At 33.1% G+C, this 15,614-nt stretch carries 16 protein-coding genes; 2 read left to right on the forward strand and 14 right to left on the reverse strand.

Annotated elements, in window-relative coordinates; all coding sequences use genetic code 11:
• Positions 1 to 428: 428 nt before the first annotated feature.
• From PHR76_RS10800 to PHR76_RS10835, 8 genes are all read right to left on the reverse strand, one after another.
• A complete protein-coding gene (locus PHR76_RS10800; protein WP_300062281.1) occupies positions 429 to 1,133 on the reverse strand; it encodes a sulfite exporter TauE/SafE family protein in 705 nt (234 codons plus the stop codon).
• 3 nt (positions 1,134 to 1,136) lie between these two features.
• Entirely contained in the window at positions 1,137 to 1,589 is a 453-nt protein-coding gene (locus PHR76_RS10805; RefSeq protein ID WP_300062284.1) for a FixH family protein, read from the reverse strand.
• Between the two features lie 48 nt (positions 1,590 to 1,637).
• The gene (ccoG, locus tag PHR76_RS10810) at positions 1,638 to 3,056 is read right to left on the reverse strand and encodes a cytochrome c oxidase accessory protein CcoG (protein ID WP_300062287.1); all 1,419 of its coding nucleotides are present in this window, start codon (positions 3,054 to 3,056) and stop codon (positions 1,638 to 1,640) included.
• A 58-nt stretch (positions 3,057 to 3,114) separates the two neighbouring features.
• Positions 3,115 to 4,059 (reverse strand): cbb3-type cytochrome c oxidase N-terminal domain-containing protein, encoded by a 945-nt coding sequence (locus PHR76_RS10815; RefSeq protein ID WP_300062290.1) that lies wholly within the window; start codon positions 4,057 to 4,059, stop codon positions 3,115 to 3,117.
• Between the two features lie 21 nt (positions 4,060 to 4,080).
• Positions 4,081 to 4,260: a CcoQ/FixQ family Cbb3-type cytochrome c oxidase assembly chaperone gene (locus PHR76_RS10820; RefSeq protein ID WP_300062292.1), complete on the reverse strand. Its 180-nt coding sequence runs from the start codon at positions 4,258 to 4,260 to the stop codon at positions 4,081 to 4,083.
• Between the two features lie 7 nt (positions 4,261 to 4,267).
• On the reverse strand, positions 4,268 to 6,454 hold the full coding sequence (gene ccoN / locus PHR76_RS10825; RefSeq protein ID WP_300062295.1) for a cytochrome-c oxidase, cbb3-type subunit I: 2,187 nt from the start codon (positions 6,452 to 6,454) through the stop codon (positions 4,268 to 4,270).
• A gap of 2 nt (positions 6,455 to 6,456) precedes the next feature.
• Entirely contained in the window at positions 6,457 to 6,651 is a 195-nt protein-coding gene (gene ccoS / locus PHR76_RS10830) for a cbb3-type cytochrome oxidase assembly protein CcoS (RefSeq protein ID WP_300062299.1), read from the reverse strand.
• Between the two features lie 107 nt (positions 6,652 to 6,758).
• The gene (locus PHR76_RS10835) at positions 6,759 to 9,140 is read right to left on the reverse strand and encodes a heavy metal translocating P-type ATPase metal-binding domain-containing protein (RefSeq protein WP_300062302.1); all 2,382 of its coding nucleotides are present in this window, start codon (positions 9,138 to 9,140) and stop codon (positions 6,759 to 6,761) included.
• 107 nt (positions 9,141 to 9,247) lie between these two features.
• Between PHR76_RS10835 and PHR76_RS10840 the strand changes: the two genes are divergently transcribed.
• The gene (locus tag PHR76_RS10840; protein WP_300062305.1) at positions 9,248 to 9,928 is read left to right on the forward strand and encodes a Crp/Fnr family transcriptional regulator; all 681 of its coding nucleotides are present in this window, start codon (positions 9,248 to 9,250) and stop codon (positions 9,926 to 9,928) included.
• Between the two features lie 51 nt (positions 9,929 to 9,979).
• On the opposite strand, the gene PHR76_RS10845 is transcribed toward PHR76_RS10840, so the two are convergent.
• The 4 genes from PHR76_RS10845 to def all read right to left on the reverse strand — a co-directional run bounded on the left by PHR76_RS10845 (position 9,980) and on the right by def (position 13,203).
• On the reverse strand, positions 9,980 to 11,125 hold the full coding sequence (locus PHR76_RS10845; RefSeq protein WP_300062308.1) for a T9SS type A sorting domain-containing protein: 1,146 nt from the start codon (positions 11,123 to 11,125) through the stop codon (positions 9,980 to 9,982).
• A 197-nt stretch (positions 11,126 to 11,322) separates the two neighbouring features.
• The gene (gene mazG / locus PHR76_RS10850; RefSeq protein ID WP_300062312.1) at positions 11,323 to 12,096 is read right to left on the reverse strand and encodes a nucleoside triphosphate pyrophosphohydrolase; all 774 of its coding nucleotides are present in this window, start codon (positions 12,094 to 12,096) and stop codon (positions 11,323 to 11,325) included.
• Between the two features lie 69 nt (positions 12,097 to 12,165).
• On the reverse strand, positions 12,166 to 12,588 hold the full coding sequence (locus PHR76_RS10855; RefSeq protein WP_300062315.1) for a DUF5606 domain-containing protein: 423 nt from the start codon (positions 12,586 to 12,588) through the stop codon (positions 12,166 to 12,168).
• 27 nt (positions 12,589 to 12,615) lie between these two features.
• Positions 12,616 to 13,203 (reverse strand): peptide deformylase, encoded by a 588-nt coding sequence (def, locus tag PHR76_RS10860; protein ID WP_300062330.1) that lies wholly within the window; start codon positions 13,201 to 13,203, stop codon positions 12,616 to 12,618.
• Positions 13,204 to 13,396: 193 nt separating this feature from the next.
• On the opposite strand from def, the gene PHR76_RS10865 reads away from it, so the two are divergent.
• Entirely contained in the window at positions 13,397 to 13,795 is a 399-nt protein-coding gene (locus PHR76_RS10865; RefSeq protein WP_300062318.1) for a hypothetical protein, read from the forward strand.
• Between the two features lie 4 nt (positions 13,796 to 13,799).
• On the opposite strand, the gene ruvX is transcribed toward PHR76_RS10865, so the two are convergent.
• Both ruvX and PHR76_RS10875 read right to left on the reverse strand, forming a co-directional pair.
• Positions 13,800 to 14,216: a Holliday junction resolvase RuvX gene (gene ruvX, locus PHR76_RS10870; RefSeq protein WP_300062321.1), complete on the reverse strand. Its 417-nt coding sequence runs from the start codon at positions 14,214 to 14,216 to the stop codon at positions 13,800 to 13,802.
• 421 nt (positions 14,217 to 14,637) lie between these two features.
• Positions 14,638 to 15,441 carry a copper resistance protein NlpE N-terminal domain-containing protein gene (locus PHR76_RS10875; protein ID WP_300062324.1) on the reverse strand — a complete coding sequence of 268 codons (804 nt, stop codon included), beginning with the start codon at positions 15,439 to 15,441 and terminating at the stop codon, positions 14,638 to 14,640.
• Positions 15,442 to 15,614 lie beyond the last annotated feature (173 nt).

The raw sequence follows: 15,614 nt of genomic DNA on the forward strand, positions 1-15,614 counted from the left end.
GAATTAATACTATAAATTTCGGATTTTTTCATCATAAAAAATATGATTAAAATCAGTAAATATAAAATCTAAAGAAAAAAATTCAATTACTTTTTGATTAAACCCTCTCAAATTAAAACTTAAAATATTAATAAGTAAGGAGCATCAAAAAAGTATCTTCGTGTAGAATTTACATTAAGTTAGAGTTCCGCTAAGTTTTAAATTATGAGAAAAACACTTCTTTCCTTCCTCTCTTTTCTACGCTAAAATCCATTGTATAATTCCAAGTAAGGAGCTATACTAAAAGTGAGAATGTTGATTGGTCAAGCGGGCCTCATCTTTATTTTGTAGTTTATTTTAAACAACTTTCAGAACGATACCTTGAAAACAAAATTTATGACCGCTTCTGGACAAGTTGATTTTTTGGAAGAGAACAACGAAAATGAAAATTAATTATGGCAATCTGCATCTGCTTGAATTACCAAACTCGTTGTATTGGGAGAAATGTACGGAATATTTAATCCCATACCACGAACGATAAAAAGTCCACCAATAATAATGACAACAATTGGAATTGCTTTTTGAATTCGATTACGAATCGGCACCGTGATAAATCCTGAAATTAATACGATGGCACTCATCATCGGAATAGTGCCAATTCCAAATAAAACCATATATGCAACACCTAAAACCTCACTTTGCATCGCAATAGCTCCAAAAAGAGCGGCATAAACCAATCCGCACGGTAAAAAACCGTTTAATAATCCGATGGTGAATAAGGCATCGAATGATTTTCGTTTAAACTGTGCACCCAAATGTGATTTTACTTTTCCAATCAATTTATAAACAGGTCTTGAAAAATTATATTGTGCCAATTTTTTTTCAGGAACAAGTACAAAGACAATCATCATAATTCCCATGGCAATAGACAATTGTTGTTGAAAACCAGCTAGAAAAAGTCCTTTGCCTAACATGCCAAAAAAAAGCCCTAACATTCCGTACGCAGTTAAACGACCAAGATGATAAAGCATGATTTGAATAATCTTTTTAGTGGGATTATTTCGGTCTACAGGAATCATCATCGCAATGGGACCGCACATCCCGATGCAATGAAAACTACTAATCAATCCGAAAATTAAAGCACTATAAAGCATTTTTTAATCTTGAAAGTAAATGGTTTGTTTGTTCAAATAGTCTATTCCGTCATAAGACCAATCTAAAGAAATGTCCCAACGACCGCCTACCAAATTACTTTTAGGTATGAGCAAATGTGGACCAGATAAAGAAATTGGCACTTCAAAATCTAGTTTTTGGTTAGACGGTCTGTATAAGGACACTTTTCCTTGAATTTTAGTACTATCATAACTGGCTGGAAAAACAATTGCAATTCCATCCTCACTAGCTGAAATAATTACTTTTTCAACCATATCTTTTGCATTTTGCTCTCTGCTCATTTGGTCTTCTAATTTGAGCTCTTGTTTGTAATATTCTTCAACAACTAATTCATTATCATACTTACTATCTGATTGTACTTTGAATACAAAAAAAAGTATGAATGTCATAAATATTGCAAAAGCAATCACGATTCCTGTTCCCCAATTTATTTTCATTTTTGTTTTTTTTAAGTAGCTGGTATCCAGAGTATCCGAGACACATCGTTAATTAAAACTTCTTGGTCCCATGAAGTTGGTGGTAGCCGTTTCTATAAGATCTTCGCCATCATAAACCTCTATCTTCAATTCTGATTTATCACCTTCTAATAGAGCTGCGTTTATTTCGATAAATAAGGTGCCTTTTGCAATATCATCTGGTTTAATTTTAATGGTCGGATTACCTACTAGTTTAATTATACCTTTCGGATCTACTAATTTAAAGGTTACTTCATTAAATTCTTTAGTTGTTTTATTGATGATTTTATAGGTGTACACATTACTGATGTTTTCTCCTTTATGCTCAAATAATTGACCTGGTAAACGGAGTATAGTTGCTTCAATATCATTTCGTAAAAACAACATTCCAATTAAAACGGCTATTAAAATTCCCAATACGGTGGTATAACCTTTCATTCGGTTAGTAAAGACAAATTTTTCTTTTTTAACAATTTCATCTTCACTTGCATAGCGAATTAATCCTTTAGGTAAGCCAATGCTTTCCATAATAATATCACATTCGTCAATACAAGCCGTGCAATTAATACATTCTAATTGTGTTCCGTTTCGGATATCAATTCCGGTTGGACAAACATTTACACATTGTTTACAATCAATACAATCGCCTTTTCCTGTAGTCGAACGATCTTCTTGTTTATTAAATTTTGCTCTTCCTAATTCTTTTTCACCACGAACATGGTCATAGGCCACGTTAATCGATTGGTTATCTAATAAAACGCCTTGCATGCGACCGTAAGGACAAGCGATTATACAAACTTGCTCTCTAAACCATGCAAATACAAAATAAAATACGGCGGTAAAAATCAGCAAAGCAATCAAGTTACTTTGATGTTCAATAGGCCCATCTTTTATCATCATCATCAATCGGTCGCTTCCTACTAAATAGGCTAAGAATACATTGGCAATGACAAACGAAATCAGGAAGAAAATAATCCATTTAGAGACTCTTTTTCTAATTTTTTCCGCATTCCATTCTTGTTTTTGTAAACGAATTTGTGCTCCACGATCACCATCAATCCAATATTCGATGCGTCTAAAAACCATTTCCATAAAAATTGTCTGCGGACAAAACCAACCGCAAAAAATTCGTCCGAAAACAACGGTAAATAAGGCTAAGCCAACTACCCCAATTATCATAGAAATCACAAACAGGTGAAAATCCTGAGGCCAAAAAGGAAAGCCAAAAATATTAAAACGTCTTTCGATAACGTTAAACATTAAAAATTGGTGTCCGTTTACTTTTATAAAAGGAGCAGACAATAAAAAGACGAGTAATATATAGCTTACAAGTTTTCTTTTATCATAAAAAAAGCCACTTGGCTTCTTTGGAAAAACCCAGGCTCTTTCACCTTCTTTATTGATGGTTCCGATACTATCTCTAAAACTTTCGTCTGGTAATTTTGACATTTTAAATAGATTTAAATTGTAAAATCCCTAACGAATTAGGGATTTTACTTTATATTAACTATTGCACAACGACTTCTTCTGCAGGTTTTTCTGCTTCGGCAGGAGCTGCTGGTGCAGGAGTATTTTCGTCCACCCAAACGTCTCCTTCTGCTGGTTTAGCATCTGGCGGATTTGATCCTTGGAGCGAAATGACATAACTCGCAATTTTTTGTAGGTCTGCTGGTTTGATTGTTGCTTTCCAAGCCACCATTCCTTTTCCTTCACGACCTCCTTCCATCAGGGTGTTGAATACATTTTTGATTCCACCACCTAAAATCCAATGGTCATCTGTTAGGTTAGGTCCAATAGAACCACCACCATCAGGTTTGTGACATGCTGCACAAGTGGAAGTTTCATATAATTTTTTACCCTCTGCCAAGGAAGCAGCGTCGGTTAATAAGGTTACTTTTTCTTTATCTAATAAATCTGGAGCTGTTAATTTATACTTTTCAATTTCTATTCTAGCGTTTTCCATTTCAGTTTCAAATTCTTCTTGTTGTGTATAATCATTAAGCACATGGAAACGAATGATGTAAACAAAAGCAAAAATAATACTCATATAAAACATATACACCCACCAAGGAGGAAGCACGTTATCTAATTCTTTAATGCCATCATAATCATGTTCTAACATAATGTCATATTCCTCTTCCATTTCTTTAGTACGAGTCAGTTTTTGAGAAAGGTTTTTCAAAAATTTACTTTCTGTAAAGGAAACAGATTGGGCTACTTCTAATTGTTTCTTTCGTTCGTCCGTTAACATGTGATAAGTCACATTATCAACCGCACTGATTACTATTTCAATGGCAACCAATAAAAAGAGGAAAACCAATAAAAACAAACCGACCATTGGAAATTTGATGAATGCAGGTTGTGAACCTGAGTCGATGAAATATTCCATTGCCCCCATTACGATGGCGAAAATCAATGGAACTCTTACGTATGATGGAACTATTTTTTTCATATTAATGTATAGGTAATGAGGTTATAACTCGTTGTCTTCTTTTAATGGCATTTCACTCAATTCGTTGATGGTGTCTTTACTATAAGAAAAAACCCAAATTAAAAGCATGGTAAAAAAACCAAAGAAAATACTTAGTGAAATAATCGGATAAATTTCGATTCCAGAAATGGTATCCATATGATGTTTGATAAACTTTAACATACCTTTTTTATTTTACAGTTTCTTTGACTTTAATATCAGTTCCTAATCGTTGCAAGTAAGCAATTAAGGCAACTATCTCACGATTTTTCATCGGAACAAATTCTTCTCCACGAGCCAATGCTTTCTTTTTACTCTCTTCATATGATTTTGCAAAATCAGGATCTGAAAAGAGACTTTTCTCTATTTTAGTTCCTTGTGCATCAATATTTTGAAGTGCATTTTTAATTTCCTCATCAGAATAAGGAACACCAAGCGTAACCATCACTTCCATTTTTTTCTGAATGATTGAATGATCCATAGCTTCATTGTCATACAACCATTTGTAACCTGGCATAATAGAACCTGGCGAAGTACTTTGTGGGTCCCACATGTGGTTGAAATGCCAGTTGTTATTATATTTAGCACCAATTCGGTGTAAATCTGGACCCGTACGTTTTGAGCCCCAAAGGAAAGGATGATCATAAACATATTCTCCTGCTTTAGAATAATCGCCATATCGGACAACTTCTGAGCGGAACGGACGAATCATTTGTGAGTGACAGCCTACACAACCTTCTCGGATATATAAATCTCGCCCTTGCAACTCAAGTGGAGAGTAGGGTTTAACCGCCGCAATAGTAGGAATATTTGACTTCACTACAATGGTTGGAATAATTTGAAAAATTCCACCAATTAAGATTGCCACTAACGATAAAACAGTAAATTGGATTGGTCTTCTTTCTAACCAAGCATGCCATTTTTCTCCTTTTTGTCGTTTGGTACTGATGATTGCTAAAGCTGGTGCTTCTGCAAACTCATCTTCTACTTTTGAACCTGCAGCAACTGTTTTGATTACATTATAAACCAATACTAACAATCCAGTAAAGTATAATGTTCCACCAATAGCTCTCATCCAATACATTGGCATAATTTGAGTTACCGTTTCAAGGAAGTTACCATATACAAGCGTTCCGTCTGGATTAAATTGTTTCCACATAGAAGCTTGTATAAATCCAGCTACATATAAAGGTAGCGTATATAACACAATTCCTAATGTACCAATCCAGAAATGGAAATTGGCTAACTTTTCAGAATATATTTTTGATTTAGTCAAACGAGGAATTAACCAATAGATCATCCCGAAAGCCATAAATCCGTTCCAAGCTAAAGCTCCAACGTGAACGTGAGCAATAATCCAATCCGTAAAGTGGGCAATTGCATTTACATTTTTCAAAGAAAGCATTGGTCCTTCAAAAGTAGCCATCCCGTAACCAGTAATTCCAACTACAAAGAATTTTAAAACGGCATCCGTTCGCACCTTATCCCAAACCCCTCTTAAAGTTAATAATCCATTAATCATACCACCCCAAGATGGAGCAATCAACATAATAGAGAAAACAACTCCTAAGTTCTGAGCCCATTCTGGTAAAGCTGAATATAATAAGTGGTGCGGTCCAGCCCAAATATAAATAAAGATTAAAGACCAAAAGTGAATGATTGATAATCGATAAGAATAAACAGGTCGATTAGCAACTTTAGGAACAAAGTAATACATCAACCCGAGGAATGGTGTGGTTAAGAAAAATGCAACCGCATTATGACCATACCACCACTGCACTAAAGCATCTTGTACCCCTGCATAAACAGAGTAACTTTTGAATGCAGAAACTGGAAGTTCTAAACTATTAAAAATATGTAAAATTGCAACCGTAACAAATGTGGCGATATAGAACCAAATAGCCACATAAATATGACGTTCACGACGTTTTAAAATTGTCATAATCATATTAATACCGAAAACCACCCAAACAATCGCAATAGCAATATCTACTGGCCATTCTAACTCAGCATATTCTTTTGAGGTAGAATACCCTAAAGGCAACGTAATTGCTGCAGCCACGATAATTAACTGCCAACCCCAGAAGTTAATGTTACTCAGCAAATCACTGTACATTCTGGTTTTTAAAAGACGTTGCATAGAGTAATAAACCCCAGCAAAAATGGCATTTCCTACGAAAGCGAAAATAACTGCATTGGTATGTAAAGGTCTTAATCTACCAAAACTGAGGAACGAAATTCCGTCAGTTAAATTGGGAAATAAAAACATAAAGGCTAAAATTAGCCCAACTAGCATTCCGACCACCCCAAAAATAATGGTGGCATAAAGGAATTTCTTTACAATTTTGTTGTCGTAATAAAATTGTTGCATCTCCATAATTAAACTTGTTTTTCTTCGGTTGTTTGATTTTTGTTTTTCTTTGGTTCTTTGATGAGTTCATCGTCAAAAAGCATTCTGACAGAGGGAGTATAATCGTCATCGTATTGTCCCGTTTTGACGGCTCGTATAAAAGCATACAAAAAAAAGACAGCAACAATAATGCTTATCGTAATTAAAATATAAATAACACTCATACCTTTATTTTATGTTAACAAAATTATAGTTCTTGACTTTTATAAAATATGATAATTGTCATACCTCATAAAATATATAGCGATTCCTTTTTGACAAATAAACAGTATTAATTAGCTTCTTTTGTTGCATAAAAATTACTCATTATCGTAACAAAACTGACTATTGTAATGGTACTTAATGGCATTATAATAGCAGCCACTAAAGGAGAAAGATTTCCGGTCACGGCAAAACTCAATCCAATTACATTATAGAGTAACGAAAGTGCGAAACTAATATAGATAGTTTTTACCGCATTTTTAGCATAATTCATAAAAAAATTAATTTTTTTGAATTGAGTAGCATCTAAAATCCCATCACAAGCTGGCGAAAACACATTGACATTTTCTGAAATAGAAATACCCACATTACTCTGAGCCAAAGCTCCCGCGTCATTTAATCCATCGCCAATCATCATCACATTTCTTCCTTGGGTTTGCAACTGTTCAATATATTCTAGCTTTTGTTCTGGTTTTTGGTTGAACACAAGGGTTGTTTTTGAAGGCAACATTTTTTCTAAAATTTTTCGATCTCCTTCATTATCACCAGATAAAATTACTAATTCATATCGCGTTGCAAGCTTTTCAAATAAATGCTCTAAGCCTTCTCTGTACTGATTATTAAAAATATAACTTCCTTTGTATTCGCCATTTATTTCAACATGAACTTTTGTTTTTTTATGTGTATTTTCGCTCATGTGTTCTAGAAATTGAGAGGAACCTAATTTCACTGAATTCTCTTCAAATTTAGCAAAAATTCCTTTCCCAATCAACTCTTCAAATTCAGTTGGTTCAATTTTATCTTGTTTCGGAATAAAATCATATAATCTTCTACTTAACGGATGATTGGAGCCTCTTAACGTATTTTTTAATAATTTTAATTCTGACGAAGTAAATTCTGCTCCTTCATACGTAATGGAAGTCTTTTTGTTGGTTGTAATTGTCCCTGTTTTATCAAAAACGAGTGTATCAACTTTTGCTAATTGTTCGATAACTGTTGCATTTTTTAAATACAATTTTCGATTGCCCATGATTCGCAACACATTTCCTAAAGTAAATGGAGCGGTTAAAGCCAACGCACACGGACAAGCCACGATGAGAATTGCCGTAAACACATTGAATGCAGTGTTAACGTCGATAAAAACCCAATAAAGAAAGGAAACGAGAGCCAAACCTAGTAATGCAGGCGTGAAATAGCGACTAATTTTATCAGTAACCGTTTTATGTTTGATGTCAATTTTCTTTTGAAACACATCATTACTCCACAATTGGGTTAAATAACTCTGGGAAACCGAAAAAAGAACTTCCATTTCAATAACTTTTCCCACTTGTTTTCCACCGGCAAAAATTTTATCGCCTGATTTTTTCTGAATAGCAACTGCTTCGCCCGTAACAAAACTATAATCGATGGATGCTTTTTCAGAAATCAAAATACCGTCAACCGGAATCAATTCTTGGTTTCGAATGAGCAATCGATCTCCCTTTTCAATAGCATAAACTTGAACAGCAGACTCTTTTCCGTCTGGTTCAATTTTTGTAATAGCAATAGGAAAATAGGATTTATAATCTCTTTCAAACGATAGAAAATCATAGGTTTTTTTCTGAAATAATTTCCCTAATAACATAAAGAAGATCAAACCCGCCATGCTATCAAAAAAACCTTGTCCGTAGTTAAACACAATATCGATTGTACTTCTAACAAACATGACCACGATTCCTAAAGCGATGGGAATATCGATATTAAACATCCCTGATTTAATACTTTTCCATGCCGAAACATAATAACCAGAAGCGGAATAGAAAAAAGTAGGCAATGCTAATATAAAGATTAACATTCGAAAAAAACCGCGGTATTGATTAATCCAAAACTCTTCTATTTCAAAGTATTCAGGAAACGAAAGTAGCATGATATTTCCGAAACAGAAAAAGGCAATTCCAATTTTGTAAATTAAACTGCGGTCGACTTCTGCTTTTCCTTTATCAAAATTTTCTAAAGAAATATAAGGTTCATACCCAATAGAAGATAGCAACTCGACAATTCTTTTTAAAGAAGTTTTTTCGGGATTAAATGTAATTCTAACTTTCTTTTCAGGAAAATTTACTTGAGAGGTGTTTATTCCCGATTGAAGTTTCTGTAAATTTTCCAGAATCCAAATACACGAACTACAGTGAATATGAGGAATGTAAAGTGAAACAATTGCAGTTGTATCCTCTTGGAATTCGAGAAGTTTTGTAACAATTTCTTCATTGTCTAAAAAATCATATTTTCCATTAATATCTAGTGGTGTAGCACCTGGAGCTGCCTGAAAATCATAATAACAAGACAAATCATTCTGACTAAAAATTTCGTACACCGTCTTACATCCGTTGCAACAAAAACTTTTTTCGTCAAAAATAATCTCTTCTTTTTTTACAATTTCATTACCACAATGGAAACAATTTCCAATGTCCATAATTTGCTCAATTTACCTGCAACAAAGGTTACAAAAGGAATGATTTTAAAATATGATATTTGTCATACTTTAATTATCTTTGTCGTTATCGAAAAAAGGAATACACCATGAGCAAGTGTGAACAATGTATTGTTAGGGAATTTAGTTCGTTAAACACCCTTAAAAAAGATGAACTACTACGAATGGCAAGTTGTAAAACGTCTTTTACTATAAAAAAAGGCGATTCCATTTTTGAGGAAGGCGAGTCTGTAAACGGAATTTATTGCATTAAAGAAGGCGTTTGTAAATTATCTAAACTGAGTGCAAATGGAAAAGACCAAATTGTTAAATTGGTAAAACCTGGTGAATTACTCGGACAACGTTCGATGATTAGTGATGAACCTGCTAATTTAAGTGCTGTAGCTTTAGAGGAAATGGAAGTTTGTTTTATTCCGAGAAATGATGTTTTGCACTTTTTCAATAATAACAACCAATTTTCTATGAATGTGATGAAAACCATTTGTGGTGATTTGAAAGATTCTGACGATCATATGGTTTCTATGGCTCAAAAAACAGTAAAAGAACGACTGGCGGAAACGCTTCTTTATTTAGAAGATACTTTTGGCACAAACGAAGATGGCTCACTTCGAATTCAACTTTCGAGAGAAGAATTAGCAGGAATGATTGGTACTGCGACTGAAAGCTGTATCCGATTGTTGTCTGAATTTAATAAAAGTGGGTTGATTGAATTAAACGGTAAACGTATCAGTATTTCTGACAAAAGCAAACTTAAAAAGTTGGCGGAATAAAAAAAACCATTCGGATTAGGAATGGTTTTTAATGTTATTTTTTGGAGTTATTTAATTCCGAACCAACTTAACGGTTTGCAATCCTGAATTTGTTTTAATTTTTGCAAAATAAATTCCATTTGATAAACTTGTTCCATCAAGAGTCATTACTTCACTTGTATTATTTTGATTTAAAATAATTTTTCCGGTAATATCAATTAATTGAACGTTCTCTATAACTTCATTATTTACTGAAAAATTCCAAACATTATTAGATGGATTTGGATATACTTTTGCTTTTGCCGATTGGAAATCTGCAACACCAAGATTCGCAAAATTGTATTCGCCAGTTAAGCGATTAAAAGTGATGTTGTACGTTCCGGCTAATGTAGGAATATTGTCACCATTTTGAGTTGCTGTCCCTGACGGAAAAGCATTACTTCCCCAATTAGTTCCCCAAGAAGCGTTGGTTCTAAACTTCACAAATCCGTCTACTAACTGAATATTTTCTAATGAAAAAGTTACGCCTCCATCACTTGTTGGCAATGCAATATCAGTTTCCCAACCTTGAGCACCATCGCCAATTATAGAAACAGGAACTTGTATGAAGGTATAATTTAATCCGCTGTAATTAAAAGCTACATTATAAAAACCGGACGTTAACGGAATATTGTTACCGTTTAAAACTGCTTCACCAGCTGGAAACGTATTTCCGCCCCAACTTACAGCCCAAGCATTGTCTTTTCTGAATTTTACATCATTTTCAGAAAAATAAAAATCGTCTTTTGTATATTGAATACCATCAAAAGTAATCATGGCGACACTTTCAGTCCATGTATTAAATCCACCAATAAATCCAATATTATCAAAAACAGATTCAACTTCAGTAAAAACATAATTACCTGTATCTTTATTAAAAACAACATCATAAGTTCCTGCTGGAACAGGAATATCTGATCCGCCTTGAACACCTGTTCCTGTTGGAAAAGTAGCTGCACCCCAATTGGTTGCCCAATCGTTATCTTTTCTGAATTTAGCACCACCCGTTGCTCCAAAATTATGAGAAGCGAGGGTATAAGTTACCCCATCTGAAGTAACTAAGGGAACGTCTACAGACCAATTGGAAAACTGACCAATTATTGAAATGTTATCAAATTGTGCAAACACAAAAGAAACATTAAAAAACACTAGAAGTGTGAAAAGTATTTTTTTAATCATAACGCTATTGATTTTAAGTTATTTACCAAAATTAACGAACTGCAACTCAATATCAAAAAAAGAAAATAATATTTACGAATAATTAAAAACTAAATCTTTTTTAACACTTTAAAATAGTGAATGTGCAATGTTATTATATTATTTCAACTTATATAACAATTATTTACGAAAACGTTTTCGAATTGATTTTCAGCAACTTAAAGTCTTTTTGCTTCTTCCCAAAACACATCCATTTCTGCTAAAGTCATATCGGCTAAAGGCTTTCCAAGTTCATTAGCTTTACTCTCTAAATACATAAAGCGTTTAATGAATTTTTTGTTGGTACGCTCCAACGCATCTTCGGGATTAATTTTTAAAAAGCGGGCATAATTTATCATCGAAAAAAGCACATCACCAAATTCTGCTTCCATAGCTTCTTGGTTTCCTGCTTCTATTTCTACTTGAAGTTCTTGCAATTCTTCTTTGACTTTATCCAAAACCTGGTGGGTTTCCTCCCAATCAAAACCGACTCCTTTTACTTTGTCTTGAATTCGGCTGGCCTTTACCAAAGCTGGCAAACTTTTGGGAACTCCTTCTAAAACCGATTTCTTACCTTCCTTCAATTTCAATTTTTCCCAATTTTGCTTGACTTCCTCTTCGTTTTCCACCACAACATCGCTGTAAATATGTGGATGTCTGCTAATCAATTTGTCACAAATGCTGTTGGCCACATCGGCTATATCAAAATCATTGGTCTCACTTCCAATTTTAGCATAAAAAACAATATGTAAAAGCAAATCACCTAATTCTTTTTTGATTTCTTGTAAATCATTGTCCAAAATTGCATCGCCTAACTCATAGGTTTCTTCAATGGTTAGGTGGCGTAAACTTTCGAGTGTTTGCTTTTTATCCCACGGACATTTTTCACGCAAGTCGTCCATAATGTCTAATAAGCGTCCAAAAGCTTCTACTTGTTGTTTTCTTGAATTCATAGATAATGTTTTATGTAAAAATAAAAAATCCTACACGAAGTAGGATTAGTAATTTAATAAATCTGTCGATTATTTTTCGATTTCTTCTTTTTCAACTGCCGTTAAGGCTTCAATAGTAACCAAACCTTTTGGTTGCAACATATTGTACCAATTGATGATTTTTTTAATATCAGAAGCATAAACCCGATCTTCATCAAATTCAGGTAAAACTTCTCTAAAATAAGAAGTGAGTACCGTATTGTCTTCTTTGTGAGAGATTGATGGGCCATCATTTTCTTTTAGAGCGATGGCTTTAAACACTTCTGCTAATTTAATTTCTTCATCATAGGTATACACGGCGATTTCGGATAGTAAACTCACGTTACTACGCATTCCTACGGTAATTTTTTTTCCATCTAAGAAACTCTCTGCCACAAAACCAGTTCGGGTTTGAATTTTCAATTCGAATAAGCCTGGTTTTCCAGAAATGGCTAAAATTTTTTGTAAACTCATGGGATATAAATAGGTTAAACTTTTGTATTATCGTCCTTTTTTATTGAAAAATTTCATTTTATAGTCGGCTCTAATTTTGCCATCTATGATATTTTGTAATCGTTTTTTGATTAACGTCTTTTTGAGTGAAGATATTTTATCTGTAAATAAAATTCCTTCAATATGGTCATATTCGTGCTGAATAACGCGTGCAATTAATCCGTTATACACTTCTGTTTTTCTAACAAAATCTTCTTCACAATATTCAATGGTAATCGTATCTTTTCTAAAAACATCTTCTCGCACCTCAGGAATGCTTAAACATCCTTCATTAAAAGCCCAATCATTTCCTTCTTCTGCAATTATTTTAGCATTTATAAAGGTTTTTTTGAATGCTTTTAATTGATTTTGCTCTTCTGTTTTTAATTCATCATTCTCACTAAAAGGCTCGGTATCAACCACAAACAAGCGAACCGCTAGTCCAATTTGAGGGGCTGCCAATCCAACACCATAGGCATTATACATGGTGGCGTACATATTTTCAATTAAAATATCAAGGTTTGGATATTCAGGCGTTAGTTCTGTTCCTACTTTTCGTAAAACTGGATCTCCATAGCCAATAATAGGTAAAATCATTTTAATAAAATTATTTTTAGATTTCATTTGCTCTTTTTGAAATCATTTTGCAAAAGTAAACAAAAAATCAAATTTAGCACCTCTTTCTTTATTTTAGAAATAGGTAAAAAAATAAAAAAAATAAAATGTCCAATGATTTAATATTCTATATTTGTATTTCAAGTAATGCAATTACTATTAAATCACATTAAACATGAAAAATTTTCTTTATTTATTTGTTTTCTTCTTAAGTTTTAACACCCTTTGTCAAGCACAAGAAGATCAAACTATTGTTGAAAAATCGTTGTATTCGAAAGAAGAGAAAGAAACTACATTTGCAAATTTTAAAAAGGATGTCCCCTCGATTGGACTGACTGCAGAAACTGAAAAAATGTATTTAGACCTAATTACTTCTAATTTCACAAAGATGGTTAGGTTAAACAAGGATCGAAATTCTACTCAAAAACAACTTAAGCAGCAATTAAAAAGGGTACTGGAAGATCAAAGAAGTGAGCTAAAAAAAATGTTGACCTTCGATCAATTCAAGCGTCACCAACAAATTTACAAACCAATTATTGAAAGCGTACGTCAGCGAATTGACATGTATCAATAAAATCCTATATCATTTTTCGAGTTAAAAAATCTTGTAACAAAATAGTCGCGGCTATTTCGTCTACAAGATTTTTGTTTTTCCGTTGTTTTTTTGATAGTCCGCTATCAATCATGGTTTGAAAAGCCATTTTAGAAGTAAACCGTTCATCCACACGAATCACGGGAATGGACGGAAATTTTTCTTTAAAATCAGCTACAAATTTTTCAATAATCGGTGTACTTTCAGAGGGCATTCCGTTCATTTGTTTGGGTTCGCCAACTAAAATCTTAGCCACCTTTTCTTTATCAAAATAATCGTTTAGAAACGTAAAAATAGTTTCAGTTGGAATTGTAGTTAATCCCGAAGCAATGATTTGCAACTCGTCTGTAACTGCGATACCTGTGCGTTTAATTCCGTAATCGATGGCTAAAATTCTGGGCATTTTTTTATAAAGTTTTTTTGTATTTGATAAAACCAAAAATAGTGACAATTTTATTTTCTACATCAATTAAATAAACGCAAACATAGCCTTTGAACACGTAGTTTCTAATGTTTTCATTTTCAAAGTAATTGATTTTTTAAAATGGATAAGGAAGGTTTTAAGTCTTTGCTTAAATTTTAAAGTATATCATTTTTAAACTTTCTTGCTACTTTCGGTTTATCTTTTGATATAAATGCAATTTGTTCATTTAAAGCCAATAGAAAATCTTTCTCAATTCTAATTTTCATTCTGAAAATTTTTATCGTCTAGATAATCGTTTGATGAAAAATCACTCAAAAACGCAACAATTTTAGTTTTAATATTTTATTCACACTTGATTCTAATAATTTCCATGACGATTTCCTTTTACAAATATATTCAATTATTGATACATTTCAAACTTAGCCAACGGAGCCATTCGTGCTTTATTTAACGTCATTTGATTACCATTGTAACTAAAATTATCAACGGTTTCCAACATTTCGGCAAATTCTTGTTCGGTATCCATTTCTGCACAAGCCATCATGGTTGCTGCTACTTTAGAAAAAGAAATTCGCATTGTGGTTTCGTTTATTTCATATTCACCCATCATGTTATTACATCCAGCAAAAGCAGCGAATCTGTTTTCTGAATCCAATTGTATAAACATTTCCTTAGTACTCTCTTTCGATTTTTCTATCGGTTTTCCATTCAATTCAACTAATTTCCATTTGGTTTTTACGATTGAAGAAGCGGCAAGACTATCTTGTTTTTTCAAACGATACAAATCTGCCAAATCGCCTTTGATTTGCTTTCCGTTCACATCCAATTGAATGAGTGCATTTTCAGCCACAAAATATTGGTTTGGAGCGTCTTTGCTATTGGACAACGTAATTGTGTTTCCAGCTTCATTCCATGAATAGGTTCCTTCAGAATTAAATTTAGCAGGCACTTTTTTTCCTAAATAAACTGTTTTTAATGTATAATTGGTTTCATTAACCAATTCCAAGGTTGTTTCAATGCCTTCGCAATCGGCACAAGGCATCAAACCTTTATAAATTCCCATATAATCTAATGCATTTTGAGCCGTATGTCCATCAACAGGAGTTGGATTTGTAGAAATATCGGTCTCATTTGTTTTTATTTTATTATTACAACTCATCACAAATAGAGATAGGACGAAAAAGAGGCTTGTTTTAGTTTTCATTTTGTAAGTATTTTTAAGTTAACAAATTTACAATTTATATTATTGTAAAACATTGTTGTCCGATAAAAGTAAATAAAAAAGAAGCCAAATTAATGGCTTCTTAAAACTTATCGTAATTTAGAGTTGCAAAACAAAAAAAACGATGAGTAAAAGTACATATTTTTCTAGTAAAT

The organism is Flavobacterium sp., assembly GCF_028689845.1.
Taxonomy (GTDB): Bacteria; Bacteroidota; Bacteroidia; order Flavobacteriales; family Flavobacteriaceae; genus Flavobacterium.

What these genes read in the sequence shown, in the direction of transcription:
- PHR76_RS10800 (WP_300062281.1), bottom strand. Translation starts at nt 1,133, where the DNA reads ATGCTTTATAGTGCTTTAATTTTCGGATTGATTAGTAGTTTTCATTGC.
- PHR76_RS10805 (WP_300062284.1), bottom strand. Translation starts at nt 1,589, where the DNA reads ATGAAAATAAATTGGGGAACAGGAATCGTGATTGCTTTTGCAATATTT.
- ccoG (WP_300062287.1), bottom strand. Translation starts at nt 3,056, where the DNA reads ATGTCAAAATTACCAGACGAAAGTTTTAGAGATAGTATCGGAACCATC.
- PHR76_RS10815 (WP_300062290.1), bottom strand. Translation starts at nt 4,059, where the DNA reads ATGAAAAAAATAGTTCCATCATACGTAAGAGTTCCATTGATTTTCGCC.
- PHR76_RS10820 (WP_300062292.1), bottom strand. Translation starts at nt 4,260, where the DNA reads ATGTTAAAGTTTATCAAACATCATATGGATACCATTTCTGGAATCGAA.
- ccoN (WP_300062295.1), bottom strand. Translation starts at nt 6,454, where the DNA reads ATGGAGATGCAACAATTTTATTACGACAACAAAATTGTAAAGAAATTC.
- ccoS (WP_300062299.1), bottom strand. Translation starts at nt 6,651, where the DNA reads ATGAGTGTTATTTATATTTTAATTACGATAAGCATTATTGTTGCTGTC.
- PHR76_RS10835 (WP_300062302.1), bottom strand. Translation starts at nt 9,140, where the DNA reads ATGGACATTGGAAATTGTTTCCATTGTGGTAATGAAATTGTAAAAAAA.
- PHR76_RS10840 (WP_300062305.1), top strand. Translation starts at nt 9,248, where the DNA reads ATGAGCAAGTGTGAACAATGTATTGTTAGGGAATTTAGTTCGTTAAAC.
- PHR76_RS10845 (WP_300062308.1), bottom strand. Translation starts at nt 11,125, where the DNA reads ATGATTAAAAAAATACTTTTCACACTTCTAGTGTTTTTTAATGTTTCT.
- mazG (WP_300062312.1), bottom strand. Translation starts at nt 12,096, where the DNA reads ATGAATTCAAGAAAACAACAAGTAGAAGCTTTTGGACGCTTATTAGAC.
- PHR76_RS10855 (WP_300062315.1), bottom strand. Translation starts at nt 12,588, where the DNA reads ATGAGTTTACAAAAAATTTTAGCCATTTCTGGAAAACCAGGCTTATTC.
- def (WP_300062330.1), bottom strand. Translation starts at nt 13,203, where the DNA reads ATGATTTTACCTATTATTGGCTATGGAGATCCAGTTTTACGAAAAGTA.
- PHR76_RS10865 (WP_300062318.1), top strand. Translation starts at nt 13,397, where the DNA reads ATGAAAAATTTTCTTTATTTATTTGTTTTCTTCTTAAGTTTTAACACC.
- ruvX (WP_300062321.1), bottom strand. Translation starts at nt 14,216, where the DNA reads ATGCCCAGAATTTTAGCCATCGATTACGGAATTAAACGCACAGGTATC.
- PHR76_RS10875 (WP_300062324.1), bottom strand. Translation starts at nt 15,441, where the DNA reads ATGAAAACTAAAACAAGCCTCTTTTTCGTCCTATCTCTATTTGTGATG.